We start from the raw sequence: 23,416 nt of genomic DNA, 5'->3' as shown, positions 1-23,416 counted from the left end.
CATACCCCCGAGTAACCGACGGACCCGGCCGGCGCGGGCCGACGGATGGACGTACTGGGCGGCACCGGGCGGAGGGCCCGACGGGCCGCCGCACCCGTCGACACGCCCGCCGTGCCGATGGGCGCCGGAATGCGGTCCGAGGCGAACCGCGCGGCATCGCAAGTGCAGGGGCGGGCGCGGCCTGCCGGGGCCGCTCGTCTAAGCGGCGCGAGTCGGACACACCTTGTCCGCGCCCGACTTCGTGCCGGTCAGCCGAGGGAAGGAGGGGGAGGCGGCCAGGAAACCGAGCGTCGTCAGCACGAACGGCCACGTGAAGGCGTGCCCGCCGGACGGTGCGAGCAGCGCGGCGACGGCCGGCGTCAGAGCCGTCGCGGTGGCGGCGCCGAGGAGGGCGTACAGCAACGTGACCGGCGTCGCCGGCAGGAACACCCCGCACAGTGCGAGCGCGACCAGTACCGCGTTGTAGCCCATGGTGCCGTCGGCGATCCGCTCGGCCGGTGTCCCGAGCGCCCACGCTGTCACGACGGCGGTCAGGCTGCCCGCGCAGACGACCAGCCCGGCCGCCCTGCTCGCCAGGAAGATGCCGGCGAGCAACAGCGCCCCTACGTGCCACAGTTCCAGGAAGAAGATCTGGGAGACGTTGTGGAGGAACGCCCGCACCAGGTCGTCCGGGTGCAGGGTGCCGTGCCCGGAGGCCGGGCCGGGCAGTGCGGCGAGACTCCCTTCGTGCGGCCAGACCCGCCGGAAGGCCGGTGCGGCGACGGTCACCGAGATCGCCACGAGGCAGTACGGCAGGGTCAGCGGCGGCAGGTTCCAGGCACTCAGCACGCGCACCGTCGCCGCCGTGCCGATGGTGACCACGATGCAGCCCGCGGCGGCGAGCAGTGCCGTCGTCGGCCGGTCCCGGTCGAGGAACACGGCGAGACAGAGGGCGAGCAAAGCGGAGTTGAAGCCCTCCAGACCCGCTTCCTGCCGGTCGCGTGCCACGCCGAGCCCCCGGGCGGTCCAGGTGCCCAGGGCCGCGCCACCCACCGCGTACGCGGCGTACCGCCAGTCGGCGACACACAGGGCCACGGCGAAGACGCCGCCCGTCCACGGATTCGCCTGGAACACCACTTGCCCCAGTCCGCGCAGTACGCGCGTGCAGAAGTCCGGCGTGTGCGCCGGTTGCCACCGCCACCGGACCCGTGTCGACCGTCCCACGCCCCGCCCCCGTCACTTCCATTAAGCGATATTCAGTTTCCGTCATACGATATCCGATGCCTTGGCGTGCAGGAGAGCCCGGCGCAGCCGCCGGAGACCTCGGCGACCCCCCGCCCAGGAGTACTTCGAGGTCGCTCCCGGAGCCCTCGGCGAGGAATCCCGTCGGCTCACAACGGAATGCTCGTAACGCGGTGTTGACGCGGCGAAGGACGCGCTACTGTACGACCAGCGTCGCGTGCCGGTGGCAGACCGTGTCAGGCATGGAGGCGCCGTACCGAAGGAGCCCGACGATGCACTCGTCGTACCCTTCGTCCTCGCGTGACTGAGCGCGAGACGACCAGGCTGGTCGCCTGGAGCCAAGAACTCCGTAGAGTCCACCACCGGCTGCGGGAAGCGATGACCGTGACCCGCGCCGCGCTTGCCGACGGCACCCCCGGTGAGGCGGCCACCCGGGAACTGCTGCTGTACTGCCACGGCTTCTGCGCGGCTCTCGACGGCCACCACCAAGGCGAGGACCGCACCCTTTTCCCGGCCATCGCGGCTGCGCATCCCGAACTGCGCCCGGTGCTGCGCTCGCTCGAGCAGGACCACTCGATGATCGCCCACCTGCTGCGCGGCCTCCAGGCCGCGGTCGACCGGGCCGCACCCCCCGAAGAGCTCGACCAACACCTCGAAGGCGTCGCCGCCATCATGGAGAACCACTTCCGCTACGAGGAGCGGCAGCTGCTCGGAGTGCTCGAAACCCTCGACCTGGCAGCCGCACCCGGTGAGGTGCTGGGACCGATGACCTAGTAGTGCTTCGTGAGGTCCTGTTTCTGGTTCTGCGTGTGATGAATCCTCCCGCACGGGCCTTGCACTGCCTCCGGGCGCCTCCCTACCATCCGGTAACCCAAGTCTGAGATTGGCGGTGGTCAGACTTGGGGGTGCGTGCAAGCCCACGGAGCGAGCGACCACCCGGACTCGAGAATGCCCGAAACCGCCAACGATCAGTCGTCGGCCCGACGCCGCCGCGGCCCGCGGCAGAACGTGTTCCACACTCAGCGCCGCAGGCCGGTTCGATGCACAGCAGCTCCAGTTTCCCGCCCATCTCGGCACCTCACTCCCGTCGGAGGAGCGAAACATGCACGCTGCACCATCCCCTGACCTGCTCAGTTCCCGGCGCCACGCCATGCCGGCCCTCACCCGGCGCCAGCGGCTGTGGAGCTCAACCGCCGCGGCCCTCATGGCAGCCGGCGCCCTCGTCCCCGTGAGCACCGCGCACGCCGCCCCTGCCCTCCAGGAGGTCATGCTGGTCGGCAACAACTGGGAGGGCACCGCCGACGTCATCGAATCCACCGGCGACTTCGCCAAGGTGGGCCGGATCGACCTGATCCCCGACAAGAAGGAGCGGCTGCGGGAGATCTACACCGACCCCATCCGGCTGATCTTCTTTCTCGGTATCCGGGAAACCGCCGGCGAGGGCCACGACCAGTTCGTCGACGACATGTACACCACCCCGGACGGTTCGGCGATCGTGGTGTCGCGCCCCAGCCTCGGTGACGTGGCCTCCATCGACACCGCCACGGGGGAACTCAAGTGGCGCTTCCGCGTCGCGGGTTACCGGGCCGACCACATGGCCGTCTCCCCCGACGGGGCCCGGGTCGCGGTGTCGGCCTCCACCGGCAACACCGTGCACGTCCTGGACATCCACACGGGCCGGCAGGTGGGCTCGTTCGCCACCGGCGACAAGCCCCACGAGAACGTCTTCACTCGTGACGGCAAAATCTGGAACATGTCGATCGGTGAGGTCAACAACGACTTCGACGCGCCCTGGCAGGACTTCCTCAAGGGCGACCGCAAGATCACCGTGGCGGACGCCCAGACCCTCAAGGTGGTCAAGACCATCGACATGCGGCAGCGGCTGAACGCCTTTCCCGGCGGCAAGGACTACTCCAACTCGATCCGACCGGTCGCCTTCACACCCGACGAGTCCAAGATGTACTTCCAGGTCTCGTTCTTCAACGGCTTCTTCGAGTACGACGTCGCCGCCGACAAGATCACCCGGATGAAGACCCTGCCGAAGAATCCCGACACCAGCGACGACCGCGGCACCTTCGTCAACGACTCCCGCCACCACGGCATGTCCATGAACCCCGACGGCACCAGACTGTGCATTGCCGGAACCATGGACGACTACGCCACCGTCGTCGATCGCGCCACTCTCCAGGAAGGCCCGCCGGTTCCCGCCGTCAAGCCCTACTGGGCCACCGTCAGCGGCGACGGCAAGGCTTGCGTCATCTCCGAGAGCGGAGCGGACCAGGTGACCGCCATCAGCTTCGCCACCGGCCAGAAGATCACCTCCGTGCCCGTCGGCGACCACCCCCAGCGGGTGCGCATCGCCCACCTCCCTGCTGACTGGACCGGTCCGACCGACTGACCACCTCCGTACGCCCGGGGCAAGGCGCGTGCAACCGCCCTGCCCCGGACACCCCCTGATCTGGCCCCGCCCCGCCCCGACCAACCGACCCTCCATCCCCTGGCGTGAACAGGGCGGGCCTCGCGGCCGAGCAGGCCGCCGGGCCCGCCGCACGGCGCCCGCAGCCCCGCCCGCCGGCCGGTACGGCGCCTTCCCGCCCGCCTCGGGTGGGCACCGCAGCACGCGCGTCGGCGGGGGAGGGCACTTCAGGTTACGAGCAGGCGCAGGCCCAACTCCGCCGCGTCCAGGGCGACGAGGTCCCGGTTCCGCTCGGCCCAGCGGCCCGAGGAAAGGTCGTCGCGGAGGCTGTCCACCGCTCGCTGTTCGGCCTGCGGCCCGACCCTGGTCCATACCGACACCGCGCGGCGCACCTGCTCGTCCAGGTACGCCTCGGGCCGGCGCCAGTGGGCTTCGAAGAAGCCGTCGGCGCAGTCCCACGGGATGAGCACCGGCTCCGCACGGCCCCCGATCGCGCGGGTCATGTCGGCCAGTGACGGCCAGCCGGCGAGAAGGCCGGCGAACTCGGGCAAGTAGTCGCGGGTGAGCCAGAACCGCTCGAGCCGGCCGCTCGTGCCGCATCGTAGGTGAACACCACCACACGCCGGGCCACCCGTCGCATCTCGCGCAATCCCGCGAGCGGGTCCGGCCAGTGGTGAACGGTACTGACCGCCATCGCCGCGTCGAAGGACCGGTCGGGGAACGGCAGTGCCTCCGCGCCGGCGGCCACACACGGCGCCGCACCCGCGGGACGCTGCGCCCGCATCACCGCCGACGGTTCCACCGCCGTGACCTCGCGGTCGGTGGGTTCGTAGGAGCCGGTGCCGGCCCCGACGTTGAGTACCGTCCGGGCGTCCCCGAGCGCGTCCCAGATCCGCGCGGCGATGCGCGGCTCGGTGCGTCGTGTCGCCGGGTAAGCGGACCCGATGGTGTCGTACAACTGTGATCCGAACAGCTTCAGTTGATCCTCCGGTGTCGCCCGGATTCCCATGGCTCGTCCCTCCAGTTCCCTGTCGATGGCCGCCACCATGGCCGCCGTGCGGTCGCGTTGGTCCCGCAGCAGGCCGCGCAGCCGGCGCAGGTGAGCGACCGCGTCGGTGGCCGGGTCGTCCACCAGGGCCGCGATCTCCCGCAGCCCGAAGCCCAGGCGTCGGTAGCCGAGTACCTCCCGCAACCGCTCCACGTCGTCCGCCGAGTAGGCCCGGTATCCGGCCGGCGTCCGCGTGGACGGCTTCACGAGGCCGATCCCGTCGTAGTGGTGCAGCGTGCGGACGCTCACGCCGGCCAGCTCGGCCACGCGCCCCACGGTCAGGTGTTCCTCCACGTCCCCGACCATGCGGCATGACGCCGCGTGAGGGTCAAGTACCGCGCTGCCCGTCCTGTTCCCGGCGCCCCTGCCGTGGCGAGCACGAGGCTTCACCCGGTCACGCCTTCGCGGGGTGCGGTCAGGTCGGAGTCCCGCCAGGAATTGCGGGTCCGCCGTGTTGCCGGGCGCCGGGCGGGCGGTGGCCACGGCCCGGCTACCGCGGGACGAGGCTCAGGTCAGCTCGTCGGAGCGGCCGGCCTCGATACGGGACCAGTGGGCGATGGGGCGCCCGTTCGTACGCCACTCCTCGGGATTCTCGGCGGAGTACCAGGGTTGGGGCCAGCCGTCGGGGGAGTCCTCCCACGCCTCCTGGCGCCCGTAGACGGTCATGTCGAGCAGCCCGTGGGTGGGCGTCATGATCTCGACGCCCCGGCCGCCGGTGTAGTACGTCTCGAACACCCGCTTCCCGTCGCGGACGTAGAAGACGAGGTGGTGACGCTGCCAGTCACGCCCCTCAAGGAGCTGTGGCGCCATCTCCTCGACCGAGTACCACGGCATGTCCAGACCCAGAAAGTCCCGGTAGCGGACACTTTCCTGGTAGGGGCCCTTGCAGAGGGTGGCGTAGGTGGCGTCGCGGGAGTGGATGTAGGAGAGCTCGCGGACCTGGCTGTTGAAGAACGTGCACCCCTCGCACTGCCCGGCGGCCGGCCGCCCGGGCCACCAGGCGTGGAAGTAGGCGATGAGCTGCTTGCGGCCCTCGAAGACGTCGAGGATCGTGATCGGCCCGTCGGGGCCGATGACCTCGATGGTGGCGTCGATCTCGACCATCGGCAGCCGCCTTCGCGCCGCCGCGATCGCGTCCCCTTCACGGGTGTGCGCCTTCTCCCGTGCGAGCAGAGCGTGCCGGGCCTCCTGGTAGGCCTTCCTGTCCACCACGGGCGGGAGGGCCGGGCTCGGTGATGGGTCGTTCACGAGCGTCTCCATGCGCATCTGGACCGGCGGGCTGCCGACGAGGTCACGTCGCACCAGCATGGCCACCGGGCCGCGCCGCACTTCCGGCCGCCACGCGGTGGTCACCGGGCGACTCGCTCGTTCGGGCCAACAGCTCGTTCGGGCCAACAGCAGGACAACGACGTGTGCACGCGCCCGCGCCCCCGGCCATGACGCACTCGCCGCGGTCGGCAGCGCATGGGCGGGAGGCCCCGAGGGCCCGCCTCGGTCCGCCCGGAGAGAGCGCCGATGCGCCGGAAGCCGGTCCTGGTCAGGTGGCTGACGGCGGCTTCGGCCCGGCCGGCGACGGTCGCGGCGCAGAGGTCGGCTGTGAGCAGGTCGCCGGCCGGCGGGACGTGGCGGTGGACGGACCCTGGCCGGCCCGTGGGATCAGGTCGACCACAGGACGTTGCCGGAGCGGGCGATGACCACCTTGCCGTCCTCGCGCAGGATCAGCCGGGCTCCCTCGTTGCCCCAGGTGTCGGTGGCCCAGATCGGGCGGTCGTCGCCGTTGTGGATGACGAGGTTGCCGTCGGACTGGAAGATGGCCCGGTGGTTCTCGCCGAAGGTCATCGAGGCCCAGGTCGCCTTGTTCTTCTCGTTGTAGACGACGAGGTTGCCGTCGGGCTGCATCACCATGCGGATGCGGTTGGTCGTCCAGGCCTGGCTGACCTCCAGCGTGCTGACGGCGTGGACCGTCGAGGAGGTCCAGTCTGGCTTGGGGGTCGGCTTGGCCTTCGGCTTCGGCGCGGTCTTCTTCGCCGGGGCGCTCGTCGCGGGCTTCGGCTCCGGGGCACTCTTCGGGGGCTCGGGCTTCGGCGCCGGCGGCGGCGGAGCGACGACCTTGACCGGCCGGCTCGGCTCCGGCTTCTTCTCGGTGGCCGTCGGGGTGGGCTTCTCCACGACGTAGTCGTCCAGGGCGGCGCCGGCCGAGCCCGGGTCCAGCACGGTGTCCGACTTCCCGGCGGCCAACTCCTGCGCGGCGTCCGGCCGTTTGTCGTCGTCCGCGTCACCTGCCAGCAGCAGCGGTACGGCTATCAGGGCGGCCCCGAGGATTCCGGCCACGGCGAGGATCGGCTTGCGGGGACGCCCGCTGTCGACGCCGCCGGCGGCCTTTGCCGGGACTGCCGGTGCGGTGGCCACCGCGACGGCCGTGCGCTTCTCGCCCGCGGGCGACTCCCTCGTCGCCGACACCCTCGCCGTGGACTCATCCGACTCCGCTGCCGTCGGCTCTCCGGGCTCCCTCGTCGGCGAACCGCCCGCCTCGGTGGTGGCCGCGGTGGTCGTCGCCGCCTTCGCGGACGCCTGTGCGGGGGAGCCGGGGGCGGACGAGGCCTCCGCGGTGGACGCGGAGTGCTCCTCGTTGGCCGCCGGGGTGACCGCGGTGGTCGGCTGCGGGGTGTCCGGGGAAGCGGAGGCCGGCGTCGCGTTCGCGTTGCTGGCGGGCTTCTGTGAGGGCATGCGAGAACTCCCTGGGGACGGAGCGGGGCGGATCCGACGGCGTACCGGGATACCGAACATAGCTCGTGCAGGTGTCCGGTCCACCCCTGCCCCGGCAATACCGTCCGTCACAATGTCCGGGTGCGGGCGACTGCTCCCGCAAAGTCTCCTGACCGGGCGGCAAACGGGCACGTCAGGCCCCGATGCGGGCATCGTCCGACAGCCCAACACACAGGCCCTTGTGGCATTCTGTTGGCTCCGGCTGATCAACGTCGGTGCGGAGGAACAAGAGTTCAAGTGGATATGCGGCCCGGAGAGCACATGGAGGCCACGCCCGGCACCCCGGCCTCGTCGTCCGGTTCCGGCACCGCCCGGACCGACGGCACCCCCGCGATACCCGAGGCCGTCCGTGACGCGGCCCGGCAGGCGCCCGGACACTGGATCGGCGTGGTGGACCCGGAGTGGACCGAGGAGCGGCCCCCGCCGGAATGGGCGGTGCTGGGGGAGTGGCGGTCGGACGACGCCGGTGCCGTCGGTACCTACCGCGCCAACCCCGCCTACCGTCCCTCCGCCCGTGCCCTCGGCTGGCCCGAGCCCACCGACCCAGTGGACGCGGCGGCACAGCGCGCCGCGACCGGTTACGGTTCCGTGGAGGAGGCCGTCGCCACGCTGGCGGACGCCGAGGTCACCGTCGTATCGGGACCGGACGGTACCCCGCTGGTCGCCGCGGGTCAGGACGGGGAGCCCGTGGTGCTCGTGTTCACCTCACCGGCACACGCGTTCATGTCCCCCACACTTCGCCATGACACCCTTCCGGCCCGGGAGCTGACCCGCACCCTGGCCCACGCCCCCACCATCTCGCTGCTGGTCAACGCCGGTGCGGTCGCCCCCCTCCTCGTTCCGGCGGACCGAGTTCCGGCGGACCGCGGCGAGGAACCGGCAGGCCCCTGGCCCCACACCTCCGGGAGGTACGAGTGACACGTCCGACGCGGCGGCCCCCCACGTCTCCGGCTGCGCGCACGGAGTCCGGTTCCCACGGCGAGCCGACCTCCGCCGCCGAACCCCGCACGAGCACGTCGGCGGACGACCGCACCGAGTCCGCCGCCCAGGCCGGAAGCGGGGCCGGGACGGCAACACGAGTCGCCGCCGAACCCGCCTCCTCCGGCCCCGGTTCCGGCGCCGGTGCGGAACCGGCTCTCGCGGCGAAACCCGAGGCTGAGGCGGCACCGGAGAACGAGGCCGCCGCCCCGAGCGAGAAGGCGGAGCCCGAGGCTGCCGCCCCGACGACCGCCTCCGGAGCCCCGGCCGGTGCCGGCACCGACACCGAGGCCGGCGGCGCCGCCGTCGCCAAGAGCCGGCTCCCCCTGCTCGTGCGGACCATCACCGCCACGGCCATCGACCGACCCGACGACGCGGCCAAGCCGGTGGGACGGCCGGGCCGGGCCGTGCTGGCCGCCGCCGCGATCGGAGGCTCGCTGCTCATCGCGGTGCCGTTCCTGCTCCTCGGGCCGGACGACGACGACAAGGAGGAGCGGACGTCGACGACCGCGGCGACCGTCCTCGGTGGGGACGAGCGGGACGAGACGGGCGACTTCGCGGTCAGCTCCCCCGAGCCGAACGGCTCCGCGGACGAGAAGGGGCCCCAGGAGCCGAAGGCGGTACCTGCGCCGAAGCCGGATGCCGGGGGCGGGAAGAAGGACGACGAGGACACGGCCGCCGAGGACAAGGCCGCCGAGGACAAGGCCGCCGAGGACGCGGCGCGGAAGACGGAGGCGCGGGAGAAGGCGGGGGCGGAGAAGGCGAAGGGGAAGGCTGCCGGCGCTGAGGACTCCGCGGAGAAGGCCGAGGACAACGCCCCCGCGGGGCCCGTTCTCGGCTTCCCCGTGTCGTTCCACAGCCACCTCTCCGGCCGCTGCATCGACGTACCCGGCAGTGACTTCTCAGACGGCAAGGCGCTGTGGATGTGGGACTGCAACAACGCCGACGCGCAGAAGTTCCGGTTCGCCTCCGACGGCACCCTCCGCACCCAGGGACTGTGCATGGACGTGGCGGGCGCCGACTTCACCCAGGGCACCACCATCCAACTCGCCCGCTGCACCGGCGTCGCCGCGCAGAAGTTCGCGCTCAACGAGGCCCACGACCTCGTCAACACGGCCGTGGGCATGTGCGTCGAGATCGAAGGCCACGACCACAACGCCCGGGCCCGTGTGCAACTGTGGACCTGCACGGGGCTGGACAACCAGAAATGGAGCGTCTGAACGGGGAAGCGGCCGTCCGCCGCCCGTTCGACCGGGCCCTGCCCAAGACGCAGACTGAGCTAGGAGGTTCGCGCGTGTCGCGCCAGGTACTTTCGGTCGGTCCCGACGACCGGGACCGCTTCCGGACGATCGGTGAGGCACTCGCCGCGGCCCGCACCGGCGCGCTCATCAGCGTCCGGCCGGGGACGTACGCGGAGAACCTGGTGATCCACACCCGGGTCACCCTCACCGCCGCCGAAGGACGCGGCACCGTGGAGATCCGGCCCAGGTCGGGCAGCGTCCTCGCGCTGCGCGCCGACGCCGTGATGCTGTCGGAGCTGACGCTGCGCGGCAGCGACGCCGAAGCCCCCGCCGTGGACGTGCGGCGCGGCCAGGCCGCGCTCGACGGCTGCGAGATAGCAGGCGCCGCCTGGACGGCGATGCTGGCCGGCGGCACCGGCTCGCTGGCGCTGCGGGACTGCCGGGTGAGCAACTCCCAGGGCGCGGCCATCGTGGTCACCTCGACCACGCCGACCACCGTGGAGAGCTGCACCCTGGAACACCTCGGCACCAGCGGCCTGGTCATCGCCGAGCAGGGCGAGGCCCGCGTCCGGGGCTGCACGGTGCGCGACGCCCGCGGCAACGGCATCCTGGCCAACGGTGAGGCCCGCGGCTCGGTCGAGGACTGCGACATCTCCTCCACCGACAAGCCGTCCCTCGCCCTGGAGGGCAACTCCGCGCTCACCGTGAGCCGCACGGTCGTGCACGACACCGCCAACGGCGTCCACCTGAGCAGCGGCGGCCGTACGACGCTGGAGGACGTCCGGGTCACCGGCGCGTCCGGCACCGGTGTCACCCTGGCCGGGGGCACCGACCCGGTACTGCGCCGCTGCCGGGTCTCCCGTACCCGGGGCCACGGGGTGGTCGTCACCGACCGGGCGCGGGGCACCTTCGAGGACTGCTGGGTGGACGGCGCCCAGGGCGCGGCGCTGCGGGTCGCCGGCGCGGCCTCACCGGCACTGACCGGCCTGACGATCCGCGACTGCGCCGAGACCGGCGTGCTCCTGGAGGAGGACGCGGCCGCGGAGCTGGACCGACTGGAGGTCATCGGCGGCGCCCCGGCGATCGCGCTGCGCGCCGGAGCCAACCCGCTGCTGCGCCGGGCCCGCCTCGTGGAGCCGTCGGGGGACGGCATCACCGCCGCCAAGGACGCCCGCGGCCGGATCGAGGACTGCGAGATCGTCCAGCCGGGCGGCTCCGGTGTCCGCGTCGCCGGCGGCAGCACCCTGTACCTGGCCGGCGGCGGTGTCTTCGACGCCACCGGCAGCGGCCTCGTCCTGGAGGACGGCGGCAACGTCACCGTGCGGGACTTCCGCGTCGAGAGGTCCGGCGCGGACGGCGTCGTCGTCGACGCAGGCGGCGAGCTGACCGCCAACCGCACCTCCGTGCACACCCCACGGGGCCACGGCGTGCTGCTGCGCGAGGGCGCCATCGCCTCGCTCAGCGGCTGCGAGGTGGCAGGCGGGGCGAAGGACGGCTTCCGCGTGGAGTCCACCGCGTCGATCTCGCTCGTCGACTGCCTCGCGCGGGAGAACGAGGGCGGCGGCCTCGTGCAGACCAACCCCGGCGAGCGGCTCGCCGTCGAGGGACTCACCAGCACCGGCAACGCCAAGCGCGACGCCTGGGGTTCGGGCAGCGCCGAGAACACCGACCCGGCGGGCTCGGGGGCCGCGGACGCGCCCGCCAAGGACCGGCCCGACGGACCGCTGGGCGCCCTGAACGCGCTGATCGGCCTGGACAACGTCAAGGAACAGGTCCGTACGCTGGTCAACCTCACCCAGCTCGCCCAGCGCCGAGAACAACTCGGCATGTCCGCCCCGCCGATGAGCCGCCACCTGGTCTTCACCGGCCCGCCCGGCACCGGCAAGACCACCGTCGCCCGCCTCTACGGCGCGATCCTCGCCGAACTGGGATCGTTGCGCGACGGACACCTCGTGGAGGTCTCGCGCGCCGACCTCGTCGCCCAGGTCGTCGGCGGTACGGCGATCAAGACGACCGAGACCTTCGAACGGGCCCTCGGCGGTGTCCTCTTCGTCGACGAGGCGTACACCCTGACCTCGGACAGCGGACACGGCGGCGCCGACTTCGGCCGCGAGGCCGTGGACACGCTGCTGAAGCTGATGGAGGACCACCGCGACGACGTCGTCGTCATCGTCGCCGGCTACACCGACGAGATGACCAGGTTCCTCGCGTCCAACCCCGGCCTCGGGTCGCGTTTCTCCCGCACGGTCGAGTTCGAGAACTACTCCGTGCCCGAACTGGTCGCCATCATGGAGAGCATGTGCGCCGCGCACCAGTACGAGCTGGGCGAGGGCACGGCGGCGGCGCTGGCCGCGCACTTCGAGGCGATGCCCCGGGACGCCGGGTTCGGCAACGGCCGGGCCGCGCGCGGTGTCTTCGAGGAGATGGTGGACCGGCAGGCGGTCCGGCTCGCCACCCTCCCGCAGGTCGGCGAGCGCGACCTGCGGTTGCTGCTGCCGGAGGACGTCTCCACGTCCGCCGCCGAGCGGGCCGCCGGGACCGGCGTGCCCGAGGACGACCCGCTGACCCGCCTCGGCGACATGGTGGGCCTCGCCGAGGTCAAGCGCGACGTCACGGACCTGGTCAACCTCATCACCACGGCCCGCCACCGCGCCGCCGCCGGACTGCCCGTCCCCTCGCTCAGCCACCACCTGGTCTTCACCGGCCCGCCCGGCACCGGCAAGACCACCGTCGCGCGGCTCTACGGCGAGATCCTCGGCCGGCTGGGCATCCTCCAGCGCGGCCAGCTGGTCGAGGCGGCCCGCGCCGACCTCGTCGGCCGGTACGTCGGACACACCGCCCAGCTCACCCGGGAGGTCTTCGACCGCGCCCGCGGCGGCGTCCTCTTCATCGACGAGGCCTACACCCTCACCCCGCGCGGCGGCGGCAACGACTTCGGCCAGGAGGCGGTGGACACGCTGCTGAAGCTGATGGAGGACCACCGGGACGACGTCGTGGTCATCGTCGCCGGCTACACCGGCGAGATGGAACGCTTCCTCGCCTCCAACCCGGGCCTCGCCTCGCGCTTCCCGCGCCGCGTCACCTTCGCCGACTACACCTCCGAGGAACTGGTCACCATCGTCCGCGCCCAGGCCTCCGCCATGGGGTACGAGTGCGGTCCGGGGACCGGCCCGCTGCTGCGCGAGTACTTCGACACGCTGCCCCGCGACCAGTCCTTCGGCAACGCCCGGCTGGCCCGGCAGATGGTCGAGGCGATGGTCACCCGGCAGGCGGGGCGGCTCAGTTCGCTCGCCGCGCCCACACTGGACGACCTGCGGGTCCTGCTGCCGGCGGACGTCACCGCCGCGATCCCGAAGGCGGCCCGGTGAAGCGCCGCGGGACGGGCGCGGTCCGCCCCCTGTGCGGCGCGGCGCTGGCCGCGACCCTGCTGCTGCCCGTCGCTGCGCCCGCCGTGGCCGCGCCCGCCGTGGCCGGGCCGGCGAGCGCGGCGCCCGCCGCCGACGGCAAGCGTCAGGGCCTGCCGCCGATGCCCTCCGCGCTCGACCCCGGGGCCGACGCCGTGGAGTGCACCGCGGCCTCGCGCGAGAAGGCCGAGAAGCAGGACTGGTCGCGTCAGCGCCTCGACCTGGCCCGGACGCACCAGCACGGCACCGGGGCGGGGACCACCGTCGCCCTGGTCGACACCGGGGTCCGCGCCGACGCCGTCGGACTCGGCGGCCGGGTCACCGCCCGGGGCGCGGCCGGTGACGACTGCGTCGGGCACGGCACGTTCCTCGCCGGACTGATCGTCGGGGAGGGCTGGGGCAGCACCCGGCTGCCCGGCGTCGCGCCGGGCGCGGAGCTGCTGGCCCTGCGCGGCACCGACGAGCGCGGCTCGGCCGACGCCGCACTGGTCGCGCGGGCGGTGCGCGACGCGGCCGCCGCCGGCGCGGACGTGATCGCCATCGGCGTGGCCCTGCCGAAGCGGGACGAGGGGCTGACCTCCGCCGTCGCCGCGGCGATCGACGCGGGCGCGGTGGTCGTCGCCGCCGCCACCCCCGACCCGCCGACCCGCAACGCCACGCGGGAGACGCCGACCCGCACCTACTGGCCGGCCGGCGAGCCCGGGGTCCTGTCCGTCGCCGACATGCTCCCCGGCGGCGACCGCCCGGACGACGCCCTGCCCACCGACGGCGTCGACCTCGCCGCGCCCGGCGCCGGCGTGGTCTCCGGCGGTCCGCGCGGCGACGGCCACTACCTGGGGGCCGGTGCTTCCGTCGCCGCCGCCTACGCCGCCGGGACCGCCGCGCTGATCCGCTCCGCCCGCCCGGACGACACCCCCGAGGAGATCGTCCACCGGCTGACGGCCACCGCCTACCCGGCGGACACCCCGCAGCTGGACGCCTACGCCGCCCTCACCACCGTGCTGGACGACGCGGACGCCCCCGCCCGGACGCAGGCCGCCGCCGGACCGGTCACCGTACGGGACACCGCCTCCGCCGACCGGGCCGCGGACCGCGCCACCGTCTTCGTCCTCCTCGGCACCGCCGGCGTCCTCGCCGTGCTCTGGGCCGTCATCGCCGTCCCGCGGGCCCGCGCCCGCGGCTGGCGCCCGGCGGACACCGGCCGCGACTGAGTACCGGCCCCCGCCCCTCTTCGGCCCCTGGGCCCGCCTTCTCCCGTGACGCCCGGGGGCGGTCACCTGAGTGACCGCCCCCGGGCGCCGCGCGTACCGCTGTCCGTCAGCTCTCCGGTGCGCTCTCCACCAGGGCCGTCTGGATCAGCTGCGCCTTGCGTCGGGCGACGTGCAGGGCGCGGCCGGGCGGGAGGTTGCGCGGCTTGGTGTTGCCGAAGAGGTTGCCCTCGGTGGGCGGGCAGGACAGCAGCACCGCCGGGTTGTTGGCCTCGTCCAGGCGGCGCAGCAGCGCGTCGCTCATGGCGCGGCCCGCACCCATCGCACCGCGGGCGACGATCATGTGCAGGCCCATCTCGAAGCCGAGGGCCAGGTGCTCGAAGAGCGGCTCGAAGGGGCTCTGGAAGGAGTTGCCGGAGACCATGTCGTAGTCGTCGACGAGGACGAACAGGCGCGGGCCCGTCCACCAGTCGCACCGGCGCATCCGGGACGGCGCGACGTCCGCCCCGGGCACCCGGGTCTTCATCGCGCGAGCCGCGCCCTCGACCGTCTCCTTGAGGTTGTCCAGGGAGATCACGTGCCCGATGCGGTACTCCTCGGGGATCGTGTCCACCAGCGTACGGCGGTAGTCGACCACGATGATCTTCGCCTCGTTGGGCGCGTACCGGGCGGTGATGCCCTCGGTGATCCGGCGCATCAGGTTGGTCTTGCCGCTCTCGGTGTCGCCGATCACGGTCAGGTGCGGCGTGCGGCTGAAGTCGTGCCAGACCGGCTCCAGGGCATCCTGGTCGATGCCGAGCGCCAGCCGCATGCCGCCGCCCTCCGTCGGCTGCGGGGCGGGGAGTTCGGCGACCGGCAGCCGGTGCGGCAGCATCCGGACCTGCGGGGCGGACGGCCCCGTCCAGTGCCGGGAGACCTCCGAGACCAGGTGGGCGACACCCTCGCCGAGGTCCTCCAGGGAACCGCTGCCGTCGATACGGGGCAGGGCGGCCAGGAAGTGCATCTTGCTGTCGGGGGTGATGCCGCGCCCCCCGCTGCGGGGCACCGAGCGCGCCTTGCGGGTGTCGATCTCGGAGTCCATCGGGTCACCCATCCGCAGTTCCAGACGGGTGCCCGACTGGTCCCGGACCTGCGCGGACAGCTCCACCCAGCGGGTCGTGCTGATCAGCAGGTGGATGCCGTAGTTGAGGCCGCGGGCGGCCAGCTCGTTGAACTTCGGCACCAGGTCGTCGTAGTCCTGGCGGACCGTCGACCAGCCGTCGACCACCATGAACACGTCGCCGAAGGGCTCGTCGGGGAACTCCCCGGCGGCCCGGCGACGCCGGTAGGACTGCATCGAGTCGACGGTGTGGTCCACGAAGAACTGCTCGCGGCGGGCCAGCAGGGTCATCACCTCGGCGACGGCCCGGTGCACGCGCTCCGGGTTGAGCCGGGCCGCGACCCCGCCGACGTGCGGGAGCGAGGCCAGCTGGGAGAGGCCGCCGCCGCCGAAGTCGAGGCAGTAGAACTGCACCTCGGCCGGGGTGTGGGTGAGCGCGAGGGCGGCGATCAGCGTACGGGTCAGGGTGGACTTGCCGCTCTGCGAACCGCCCGCGATGGCGACGTGGCCGCCTGCTCCGGACAGGTCCACGACGTGCGGGTCGCGGCGCTGCTCGAAGGGCTTGTCGACCAGGGCGAGCGGCACGCGCAGCCGGCCGGTGCCGGACCAGTCGGCAGCACTCAGGCCCCGCTCGGGGTCGGCGACGATGCCGGGCAGCAGCGTGTCCAGGGGCACGGGCGTGTCCAGCGGCGGCAGCCACACCTGGTGGGCGGCGGGACCGGAGTCGCGCAGCCGGTCCAGGGCCACGTCGAGCAGCGTCTCCTCCTCCTCGTCGGCCTCCGTGGTGACGGGCTCGGGCTCCGCCGGGGCCTCCGGGGCACGCGGCACGACCCAGCCGCTGGTCCACGGCACCACCTGACTGGCGACCCGGGCCCGGGCCACCGCGCCGGTACGGCGGGTGTAGGTGCCCGACGAGTAGGCGGCGCGGAACCGGGTCAGCGACTCCACGCCGGACTTCAGGTAGCCGTTGCCGGGCGCGGACGGCAGCTGGTAGGCGTCCGGCACCCCCAGCACACCGCGGCTCTCCATCGCGGAGAAGGTGCGCAGGCCGATCCGGTACGACAGATGGCTCTCCAGCTGGTGCATGCGGCCCTCGTCCAGGCGCTGCGAGGCGAGCAGCAGGTGGACCCCGAGGGAACGGCCGAGGCGGCCGATCATCACGAACAGGTCCATGAACTCCCGGTGCGCGGAGAGCAGCTCACTGAACTCGTCGACCACCACGAACAGGCTGGGCAGCGGTACGAGAGCGGCGCCGCCCGCGCGGGCACGCTCGTACTCCAGGGCCGAGGTGTAGTTGCCGGCCGCGCGCAGCAGCTCCTGCCGGCGCATCAGCTCGCCGTGCAGCGCGTCCTGCATGCGCTCCACGAGGGCGGCCTCGTCGGCGAGGTTGGTGATGACGGCGGAGGTGTGCGGAAGCTCCTCCAGGCCGAGGAAGGTGGCGCCGCCCTTGAAGTCGACGAGGACGAAGTTGAGGGTCTCGGAGGAGTTGGTCAGCGCCAGGCCGAGGACCAGGGTGCGCAGCAGTTCGCTCTTGCCGGAGCCGGTGGCGCCGATGAGCAGGCCGTGCGGGCCCATGCCGCCCTGCGCGGACTCCTTGATGTCCAGCTCGACGGGGCGCCCGTCGACGCCCACGGCCACCGGCACCCGCAGCCGGGCGGACCCGGTCTGCCGGGCGAAGTGGGCCCGCGCGTCGTGCCGGTGGAGGTCGGGGATGCCGAGCAGCGCGGTCAGCTCGATGTCCGTCTCCAGCGGCTGGGCGATGTCGGTGCCCAGGCTCATCCGGCGGGCGGTGAGCAGCCGGGCCAGGGACTCGGCGCCCAGCGGGCCGAGCCGGTCGGGGCGGCCCAGCGGCACCGACCGCTCCTTGCGGCTGCGGTCGGTGCGCACCAGGCTGATCGTGTCCGGCCCCACCGTCAGGCGCAGCGTGTTGCGGCCCGGACGCCAGCGCGTCGCGCCGGACACGTCCAGGACCAGCGCGTTGCGGTAGCCGTGGCCGGCCCAGCGGTGGCCCTCGGGCACGGTGACGCCGTCCAGGACGACGACGGTGAACGGCTCGTCACGGCCGGGCCGGGCGTCCGGGTCGAAACCGGGACGCTCGGCGAACTCGCTGCCGAGCAGGTCGTCCAGTTCGGTCAGGTCCGCGGTGACCCGCCGGACCGGTCCGGCGCCGTCCTCCTCGTGCGGGTCCAGGACGTGCGGCAGCCACTTCACCCACTCCCAGTCGGCACGCCGGTCGTCACTGACGCAGAAGGCGAGCCACAGCTCCTCGGGGGCGTGGAAGACGGCGAGCTGCGCGATCAGGGCACGCACCAGGTCCGCCAGCGCCTCGTCGGCGGGGCCGCCCGGACGCACCCCGGCCCCGGGCCGTGTCCCGTCCCCGCCACGCGCCTCCTCCGTACGCGCCCCCTCGGCGGCGCGGCCGAGCGTCCGTCCCCGCGGCGGGACCTCCGCGACCGCGCCGTCCTCGCCGCCCGGGTCCTCGGGGCGCAGCAGAACGCGGGCCGAGGAACGCAGGTAGAGGCCGAGGGGCTGCTCGGGAATGGTCGAGTAGGCGCGTATGAAGCGGCGCAGGGCGTGCGCGCACAGCGGTTCCAGGTCCTCGACGGGCCGGGTCGAGACCGGGTTCAGGGTGAGGGCGAGCTGCTGCTCGCCCACCGCGATGCGGACCTCGCCGAAGTCCTCGTCGGCCGGGCGCCGTTCCCACAGCCGTGAGGTGCGCGCCAGGGACCGCAGGGAGCCGGGCTCGGGATGGCGCCAGGCGAGCGCCCGCTGCTGCTCCACGATGGTCGCCCGCACCCGCTTGCGGATCTGCGTCAGGTAACGGAGGTAGTCGCGGCGCTCACCCTTGAGGCGCTGCTTGCGCTCGCCGGAGCGGCGCATCAGCTGGCCGAGCAGCATGGCGGCGGCGGAGAGCGCCATGACACCCAGCGCCAGGTACATGAAGACGCCGTTCCCGCCGCCGGGGCGCAGGAACATCAGCATCATCGACATGGACATGAGCGCCATCGGCAGGTATGTCCAGATCGCGGAGGTGTCCGGCACGGTCTCCGAGAGGACCGGCGGTTCCTGGAGGGTCAGTTGGCCCTCGGGCATCTCCGGACCGCGCCTGCGGGCGGGACGGCGAAACAACACCACACTCAAGGACTGGACCTCCGCTATCACTGGGCATTGCGACCGCGACCCGCACCGCTAATCGGTACGCCCGGGGGTGGACCGGGCCGTACCGCGCCGGTTCCGGGCGGCCCGCGGGGCAGCGGAAGTCACGTGGATTTCCCGGGCGGGAATCGGGCACGGGACGTGCGCAGCGGGCAACTCCCTTTCCGGGCGCGGTGCGAGGCCCACGACACGATCCGACGGGCGTAGGCAGTAGTCTGCATTCACCGAACGCGGCCTGTCCACGCGGGGCGTGCGTACCGCTCGGTACGCGGCCCCTAATTCCCCGGCGTTCCGGCGTCGGGACCCCTCCGCTCCGCCGAAGCCGCGTTCCGTATTCTGCTCCCGTCCCCTTTTCGTGGAACTCCTTCTGCCGAAGTCCCCCCACGGATGACGAAAGTTGTGCTGATGACAGACAGCACGGTGGCCGAACTGTGCCGCCTGACCGTACGTGCGCCGAACGTCTCCGTCGACCTGGCCGTGCCCGCCGGCGTACCGGTCACCGACCTGCTGCCCACCCTGCTGCGGTACGTCGGCGAGGAGACCGAGGAGGCCGGGCTCGACCACGCCGGCTGGGTGCTGCAACGGCTGGGCGACGCCCCGCTCGACGAGGAGACCACCCTCGCCCGCGCCGGCCTCGCCGACGGCGACGTCCTCGACCTGCGCCCGCACACCGAGGCCCTGCCCGAGGCCCGCCTCGACGACCTCGTGGACGGCATATCCGACACGGTCGGCCGCCGGATGCGCACCTGGGGCCCGAACGCCGCCCGCTCACTGCTGGGCGGCGCGGCGGTGGCGACCCTGGCCCTCGCCCTGCTGCTGGTGTTCCGGCCCGGGCTGGACGGCTCCGACTCGCTGCGGGTGGCCTGCGCCGGTGTGACCGGAGTGCTGGTGCTCGCCGGCGCGGGCTCGGCCAGCCGCGCGGTCGGCGACCGGCTCACGGCGACCGTCCTCGGCCTGCTGGTCGCGCCCTGCCTCGCCCTGGCCGGCTGGATCCTGCCCGGCGGCGACCTGACCGGCCCCGACGCGGCCCGCGTGGTGGGCGCGCGCCTGCTGGCGGCGGGCGCCGCGGGCGCGGGCGGCGCGGTGCTGGCCCTCGCGGCGACCGCCGTCGCCGCCCCGTCCCTGTTCGCGACGGCACTGGTGGCGGTGGCCACCGCCGTCACCGGCGCGCTGATCGGCTACACCGGGCTGCACGCACCGGCCGCGGTGGCGCTGGTGATGGCGGTCCTGGCACTCGGCGCCGGAGCCGTCGCGCCGTTCGCCTTCAAGCTGGCCGGCATGCGGATGCCCGCGCTGCCGTCCTCCGCCGGCGAGTTGCAGGAGGGCATCGAGCCCTACGCGGGCGACGAGGTCGCCGAGCGCACCGAACTGGCCGGACGCTGGGTGACCGCGCTCTTCGCGGCCACCGGCACCGCCGCCGTGGCGGCCCTCGTCGTCCTCGCCGAACACCCGAACCTGCCCGAGGTGCTGACCGCGCTCGTGCTGAGCCTGCTGCTGCTCCTGCACTCCCGCGGCCTGGTCCACATCGGGCAGCGGCTGACGCTGGCGCTGCCGGGCGTCGCGGGCCTGCTGCTGCTCGCCCGCGCCTGGGCGGTGGACGGTGACGGCGACACCCGCCTGGTGGTCTTCGCGGTGCTGCTGGCGGTCGCCGCCGGCCTGGTGATCGCCGCCTGGATCGTTCCGGGCCGCCGGATGCTGCCGTACTGGGGCCGCACGGCGGAGCTGGCGCACACCGTCTTCGCGGTCGCGCTGCTGCCGCTCAGCCTGTGGGTGGCCGGCCTCTTCGGCTGGCTGCGCGGACTGTTCGGCTAGGGCCCGCCCGACTCTTCGCGTCGCCGCCCGGAGGCAGACGTGAACGGTCGGACCGGCCCTGGAGGCCGCCACGGAGCGTGCCCACGTCCCCGGGCACATGGACGACGAGACGAGGAGAGGCCGTGCAGTCCAAGCGCGACCAGGTACAGGCCCACAGCTTCATGATGGGCAGGCTCAGTTCGGGACTGCTGACGGCCGACCCGGACGCTCCCGAGAGCCCGCTCGGACGCACCACCCGCGGTGTCGTCTTCGGCGTGCTGTTCACCGTCCTCATCGGTGCCGGCGCCGTGGTCTACGGCCTGCTGCGCCCGGGCGGGAACGACAGCTGGCGCGACGGCCGGCACCTGGTGGTCAACCGCGACACCGGCGCCCGCTACCTGTGGACCGACACCGACGGCGTACTGCACCCGGTGCGCAACTACACCTCGGCGCGCCTGATCGGCGGGGCCGACCTGCCGACCGAGGACGTCGGCACCGCCTCGCTGCGGGGCGTCCCCGTCGGCGGCCCGGTGGGCATCCCCGGCGCCCCCGACAGCCTGCCGGAGGCCGGGCAGCTCGACAACGGCGCCTGGAACATGTGCGTCACCGGCCCGGACGGCGCGGACCCCAGCACGTCCGCGGCACTCTCCGCCTCCGCCGTCGACGAGGCCGGGGCGACGACGCTGGTGGCCGGCGCGCCGGTCGACACCACGGACATCGCCGCCGACCGCGCGGTGCTGGTGCGCGGCCCGGACGAGACGGAGTACCTGGTGTGGCGGGGCAGCAGGCTGCCGCTGGACGAGAAGTCCGACGCCCGCACCGCGCTCGGACACGGCTCGGAGAAGGCGGTGCCCGTCTCGGCGGCCTTCCTGGACGCGCTGGCCCCCGGCCCCGTACTGCGCTCGCCCGACGTGCCGGGACGCGGAGGTCAGGGCCCGGAGCTCGGTGGCGAGCCCACCCGCGTCGGCCAGGTCTTCGAGGTGAGCGTGCCCGGCGGCGAGAGCTCGTACCACCTGCTGCGCGAGGACGGCCTGGTGCCGCTGACCCGGCTCGGAGCCGCCCTGGCGCTGGGTGACCCGGCCACCCAGAAGGACGCCTACCGGGGCGAGTCGCCCGAGGCGCGCACGGTCGGCGCCGACGCACTGCGCGAGCACCGGGCCGAGGGCGCCGGCCAGGCGGGCACAGCGGGCCTGCCGGACGCGCCGCCGGCCCCGCAGTCCGTTCCGCGCGGCAGCGCCCTGTGCGCCCAGGTGGACGGCGGCGACGCCGGAGCCCGCATCGCCTCGGTGCTGGCCCCGCTGGCCGCGCTCGCCCCGGTGGCGGTGTCGGCGGGCACCGACGCCCCGGTGCGGCAGGCCTGCGTACCGGCCGACGCCACCGTCGTCCGGCCCGGCCGTGGAGCCCTGGTGCGGGCGCTGCACGCCAGCGGCGCCGCCCACGCGGGCACCACCTACCTGGTCGCCGAGAACGGGGTGAAGTACCGCGTCCCCGCCGAGGACTCCCTCAAGGCGCTCGGGTACGCCGCCGGCGACATCGACTCCGTGCCCGCGCCGTTGCTCGCGACGCTGCCGACCGGCGCGGACCTGGACCCGGACGCGGCCTCCGGCGCCGCGAAGGCCCGCGTCACGGCACCCGACTGCCGGACGGACGCGCGGCAGGAGGGAGGGGACGGGGAAGAGAAGGGCACGGCCGCGAGCTTCGTCACAGCGGACCCGTCGCCCACTCAGGACACAGCGGACACCGCGTCACGGTCCCGACAAGAGACCCAAAGGGATTTCTGAGGGTGGAAAAGGAGGAAGGCGGGGGGTCTCTCCGTTCGGGGCGGGTGTAGCGGCCACGGGTGCGGGCACCTTTTCGTTCTTTCCGGTCGCCGCCGAACCTCAGGGAAAGCTCAGAATTTCCGGTCCGGCGGATGTCCCGTGAATGGGCCGGATGGCGCGCTTATCCCGCCCCGTGGGCCCGCCCGATGACCGTTTGCCGCTTCCGCGCGCCCGAATGGCGCCCGCATGGGGTTCACCGCCCGTACGGATGCCGCATGACGGACAGTTCGGCCCGGCGGAAGAGTTCATCCGCCCGAAACCTACGGTCAACATCGGTGCTCGGGACGTAATTTGAGTCACCGTAAGAACTTCAGAAAACTTCCGGAGCGCGTTGCGCGGAACGGGAGCCTCTACTTAGCCTCAGCGGGCAACGGTGCGACTGATCACCCCAACGTGATCGCTCGAACGAAGGGAGCGCGACATGGCGGACAGCGCCGCGAGGAAAGCGGACTATGCCAAGGGCTTGGGGGGCGTGTCGTCCCTGGAGGCCGCCCGCAGCCAGGTGGAGAAGATCCAGAACAACGTCGGCGAGATCGCCTCGCGTTCCGGCGTCGGCGGTGACGAGGGCCAGGCCCTGCTGAAGCTCTTCCGCAGCTGGAACGCGGAGGCGCAGACGGTCGTCGTCCAGATCAGCAAGATGATCGACGCCCTCCAGGAGAACGTCACCTCCGCCAACCGGCTGGCGCAGGAGAACCAGGACCTCACCGAGGTTCTCAACAGCAAGACCAGTCAGGGCGTCTTCCAGGCGCTGCTCTGACGCGTCCGGCCCCCCGCGGCCCCCAGTGAGGCCGCACTGTTCGAGCCCGCCGGACGCGAGACGTCCGGCCACCCGAGAGGAGACGTCATGGCCGACGGCATCATCGACGTGCAGTACCCCCTGGTCCGCAAGGCCGTGGAGGAGTTGACGCACCAGACGCAGCAGATCATCAACACCCTCAACAACCTGGAGGACGAGCTGAAGCCGCTCGTCGCCTCCTGGGAGGGTGCGGACCAGGAGATGTACCGCCAGGTGCAGATGGAGTGGGACCAGGCCACCAAGAACATGGCCACCCTGCTCAACGACAACGGCACGCTGATCCAGTCCATCCACGACAACCACTCCCGCGACGAGCGTCGCAGCGCCGACAACTGGGGCAACGTCCGCGCACGTTGAGACCCGCCGGGCCCGGCCCGCGTCAGTCACGAGAGGTGGGCGGCGCGCCGCGGCGGTCACGTACCGGTGTGCCCCCGCCCCTTTCGCAGCCCGCGTATCCGCCACCGAGCGGCAG

The 23,416-nt window shown here is 73.2% G+C and carries 14 protein-coding genes and 1 pseudogene; 10 read left to right on the top strand and 5 right to left on the bottom strand.

What is annotated here, in order from left to right:
• Positions 1 to 198: 198 nt before the first annotated feature.
• Positions 199 to 1,113, bottom strand: coding sequence for an urea transporter (locus AC07FV_RS15865; RefSeq protein ID WP_479087674.1), 915 nt, complete (start codon positions 1,111 to 1,113; stop codon positions 199 to 201).
• 408 nt (positions 1,114 to 1,521) lie between these two features.
• Here AC07FV_RS15865 and AC07FV_RS15860 point away from each other — a divergent pair, with 408 nt between their 5' ends.
• Positions 1,522 to 1,995: a hemerythrin domain-containing protein gene (locus AC07FV_RS15860; protein WP_479087672.1), complete on the top strand. Its 474-nt coding sequence runs from the start codon at positions 1,522 to 1,524 to the stop codon at positions 1,993 to 1,995.
• Positions 1,996 to 2,371: 376 nt separating this feature from the next.
• Positions 2,372 to 3,619, top strand: a complete 1,248-nt coding sequence (locus tag AC07FV_RS15855) for a YncE family protein (RefSeq protein ID WP_479088033.1) — start codon at positions 2,372 to 2,374, stop codon at positions 3,617 to 3,619.
• 245 nt (positions 3,620 to 3,864) lie between these two features.
• Here the strand turns inward: AC07FV_RS15855 and AC07FV_RS15850 are convergent.
• The 3 genes and pseudogenes from AC07FV_RS15850 to AC07FV_RS15840 form a co-directional block, all read right to left on the bottom strand.
• Positions 3,865 to 4,991 (bottom strand): annotated as a pseudogene (locus tag AC07FV_RS15850) (MerR family transcriptional regulator).
• A 201-nt stretch (positions 4,992 to 5,192) separates the two neighbouring features.
• Positions 5,193 to 5,945: a DUF899 family protein gene (locus AC07FV_RS15845; RefSeq protein ID WP_479088031.1), complete on the bottom strand. Its 753-nt coding sequence runs from the start codon at positions 5,943 to 5,945 to the stop codon at positions 5,193 to 5,195.
• 396 nt (positions 5,946 to 6,341) lie between these two features.
• Positions 6,342 to 7,412 carry a mannose-binding protein gene (locus tag AC07FV_RS15840; RefSeq protein WP_479087671.1) on the bottom strand — a complete coding sequence of 357 codons (1,071 nt, stop codon included), beginning with the start codon at positions 7,410 to 7,412 and terminating at the stop codon, positions 6,342 to 6,344.
• Between the two features lie 300 nt (positions 7,413 to 7,712).
• Here AC07FV_RS15840 and AC07FV_RS15835 point away from each other — a divergent pair, with 300 nt between their 5' ends.
• From AC07FV_RS15835 to AC07FV_RS15820, 4 genes are all read left to right on the top strand, one after another.
• Entirely contained in the window at positions 7,713 to 8,369 is a 657-nt protein-coding gene (locus tag AC07FV_RS15835) for a type VII secretion system-associated protein (protein WP_479087670.1), read from the top strand.
• Positions 8,366 to 9,649: a ricin-type beta-trefoil lectin domain protein gene (locus AC07FV_RS15830; RefSeq protein ID WP_479087669.1), complete on the top strand. Its 1,284-nt coding sequence runs from the start codon at positions 8,366 to 8,368 to the stop codon at positions 9,647 to 9,649. Before AC07FV_RS15835 ends, AC07FV_RS15830 begins: the two co-directional genes overlap by 4 nt.
• Before the next feature lie 74 nt (positions 9,650 to 9,723).
• Positions 9,724 to 13,038: a right-handed parallel beta-helix repeat-containing protein gene (locus AC07FV_RS15825; RefSeq protein WP_479087668.1), complete on the top strand. Its 3,315-nt coding sequence runs from the start codon at positions 9,724 to 9,726 to the stop codon at positions 13,036 to 13,038.
• The gene (locus AC07FV_RS15820) at positions 13,035 to 14,285 is read left to right on the top strand and encodes a S8 family serine peptidase (protein ID WP_479087666.1); all 1,251 of its coding nucleotides are present in this window, start codon (positions 13,035 to 13,037) and stop codon (positions 14,283 to 14,285) included. The genes AC07FV_RS15825 and AC07FV_RS15820 overlap by 4 nt, the downstream gene beginning before the upstream one ends.
• A gap of 106 nt (positions 14,286 to 14,391) precedes the next feature.
• On the opposite strand, the gene eccCa is transcribed toward AC07FV_RS15820, so the two are convergent.
• Positions 14,392 to 18,474, bottom strand: a complete 4,083-nt coding sequence (gene eccCa / locus AC07FV_RS15815) for a type VII secretion protein EccCa (RefSeq protein WP_479087665.1) — start codon at positions 18,472 to 18,474, stop codon at positions 14,392 to 14,394.
• Between the two features lie 468 nt (positions 18,475 to 18,942).
• Between eccCa and eccD the strand changes: the two genes are divergently transcribed.
• The 4 genes from eccD to AC07FV_RS15795 all read left to right on the top strand — a co-directional run bounded on the left by eccD (position 18,943) and on the right by AC07FV_RS15795 (position 23,301).
• The gene (gene eccD, locus AC07FV_RS15810) at positions 18,943 to 20,349 is read left to right on the top strand and encodes a type VII secretion integral membrane protein EccD (RefSeq protein WP_479087663.1); all 1,407 of its coding nucleotides are present in this window, start codon (positions 18,943 to 18,945) and stop codon (positions 20,347 to 20,349) included.
• Positions 20,350 to 20,471: 122 nt separating this feature from the next.
• Complete coding sequence (gene eccB / locus AC07FV_RS15805) at positions 20,472 to 22,109, top strand: type VII secretion protein EccB (protein ID WP_479087662.1); 1,638 nt, start codon at positions 20,472 to 20,474, stop codon at positions 22,107 to 22,109.
• A 460-nt stretch (positions 22,110 to 22,569) separates the two neighbouring features.
• A complete protein-coding gene (locus AC07FV_RS15800; RefSeq protein ID WP_356609998.1) occupies positions 22,570 to 22,905 on the top strand; it encodes a hypothetical protein in 336 nt (111 codons plus the stop codon).
• Positions 22,906 to 22,992: 87 nt separating this feature from the next.
• Positions 22,993 to 23,301, top strand: coding sequence for a WXG100 family type VII secretion target (locus AC07FV_RS15795; protein ID WP_383649337.1), 309 nt, complete (start codon positions 22,993 to 22,995; stop codon positions 23,299 to 23,301).
• Positions 23,302 to 23,416: the final 115 nt, after the last annotated feature.

The organism is Streptomyces sp. NPDC045956 (assembly GCF_056430705.1).
Note: the sequence above shows the minus strand (reverse complement) of the source record. Positions and strands in the feature narration are given on the sequence as shown.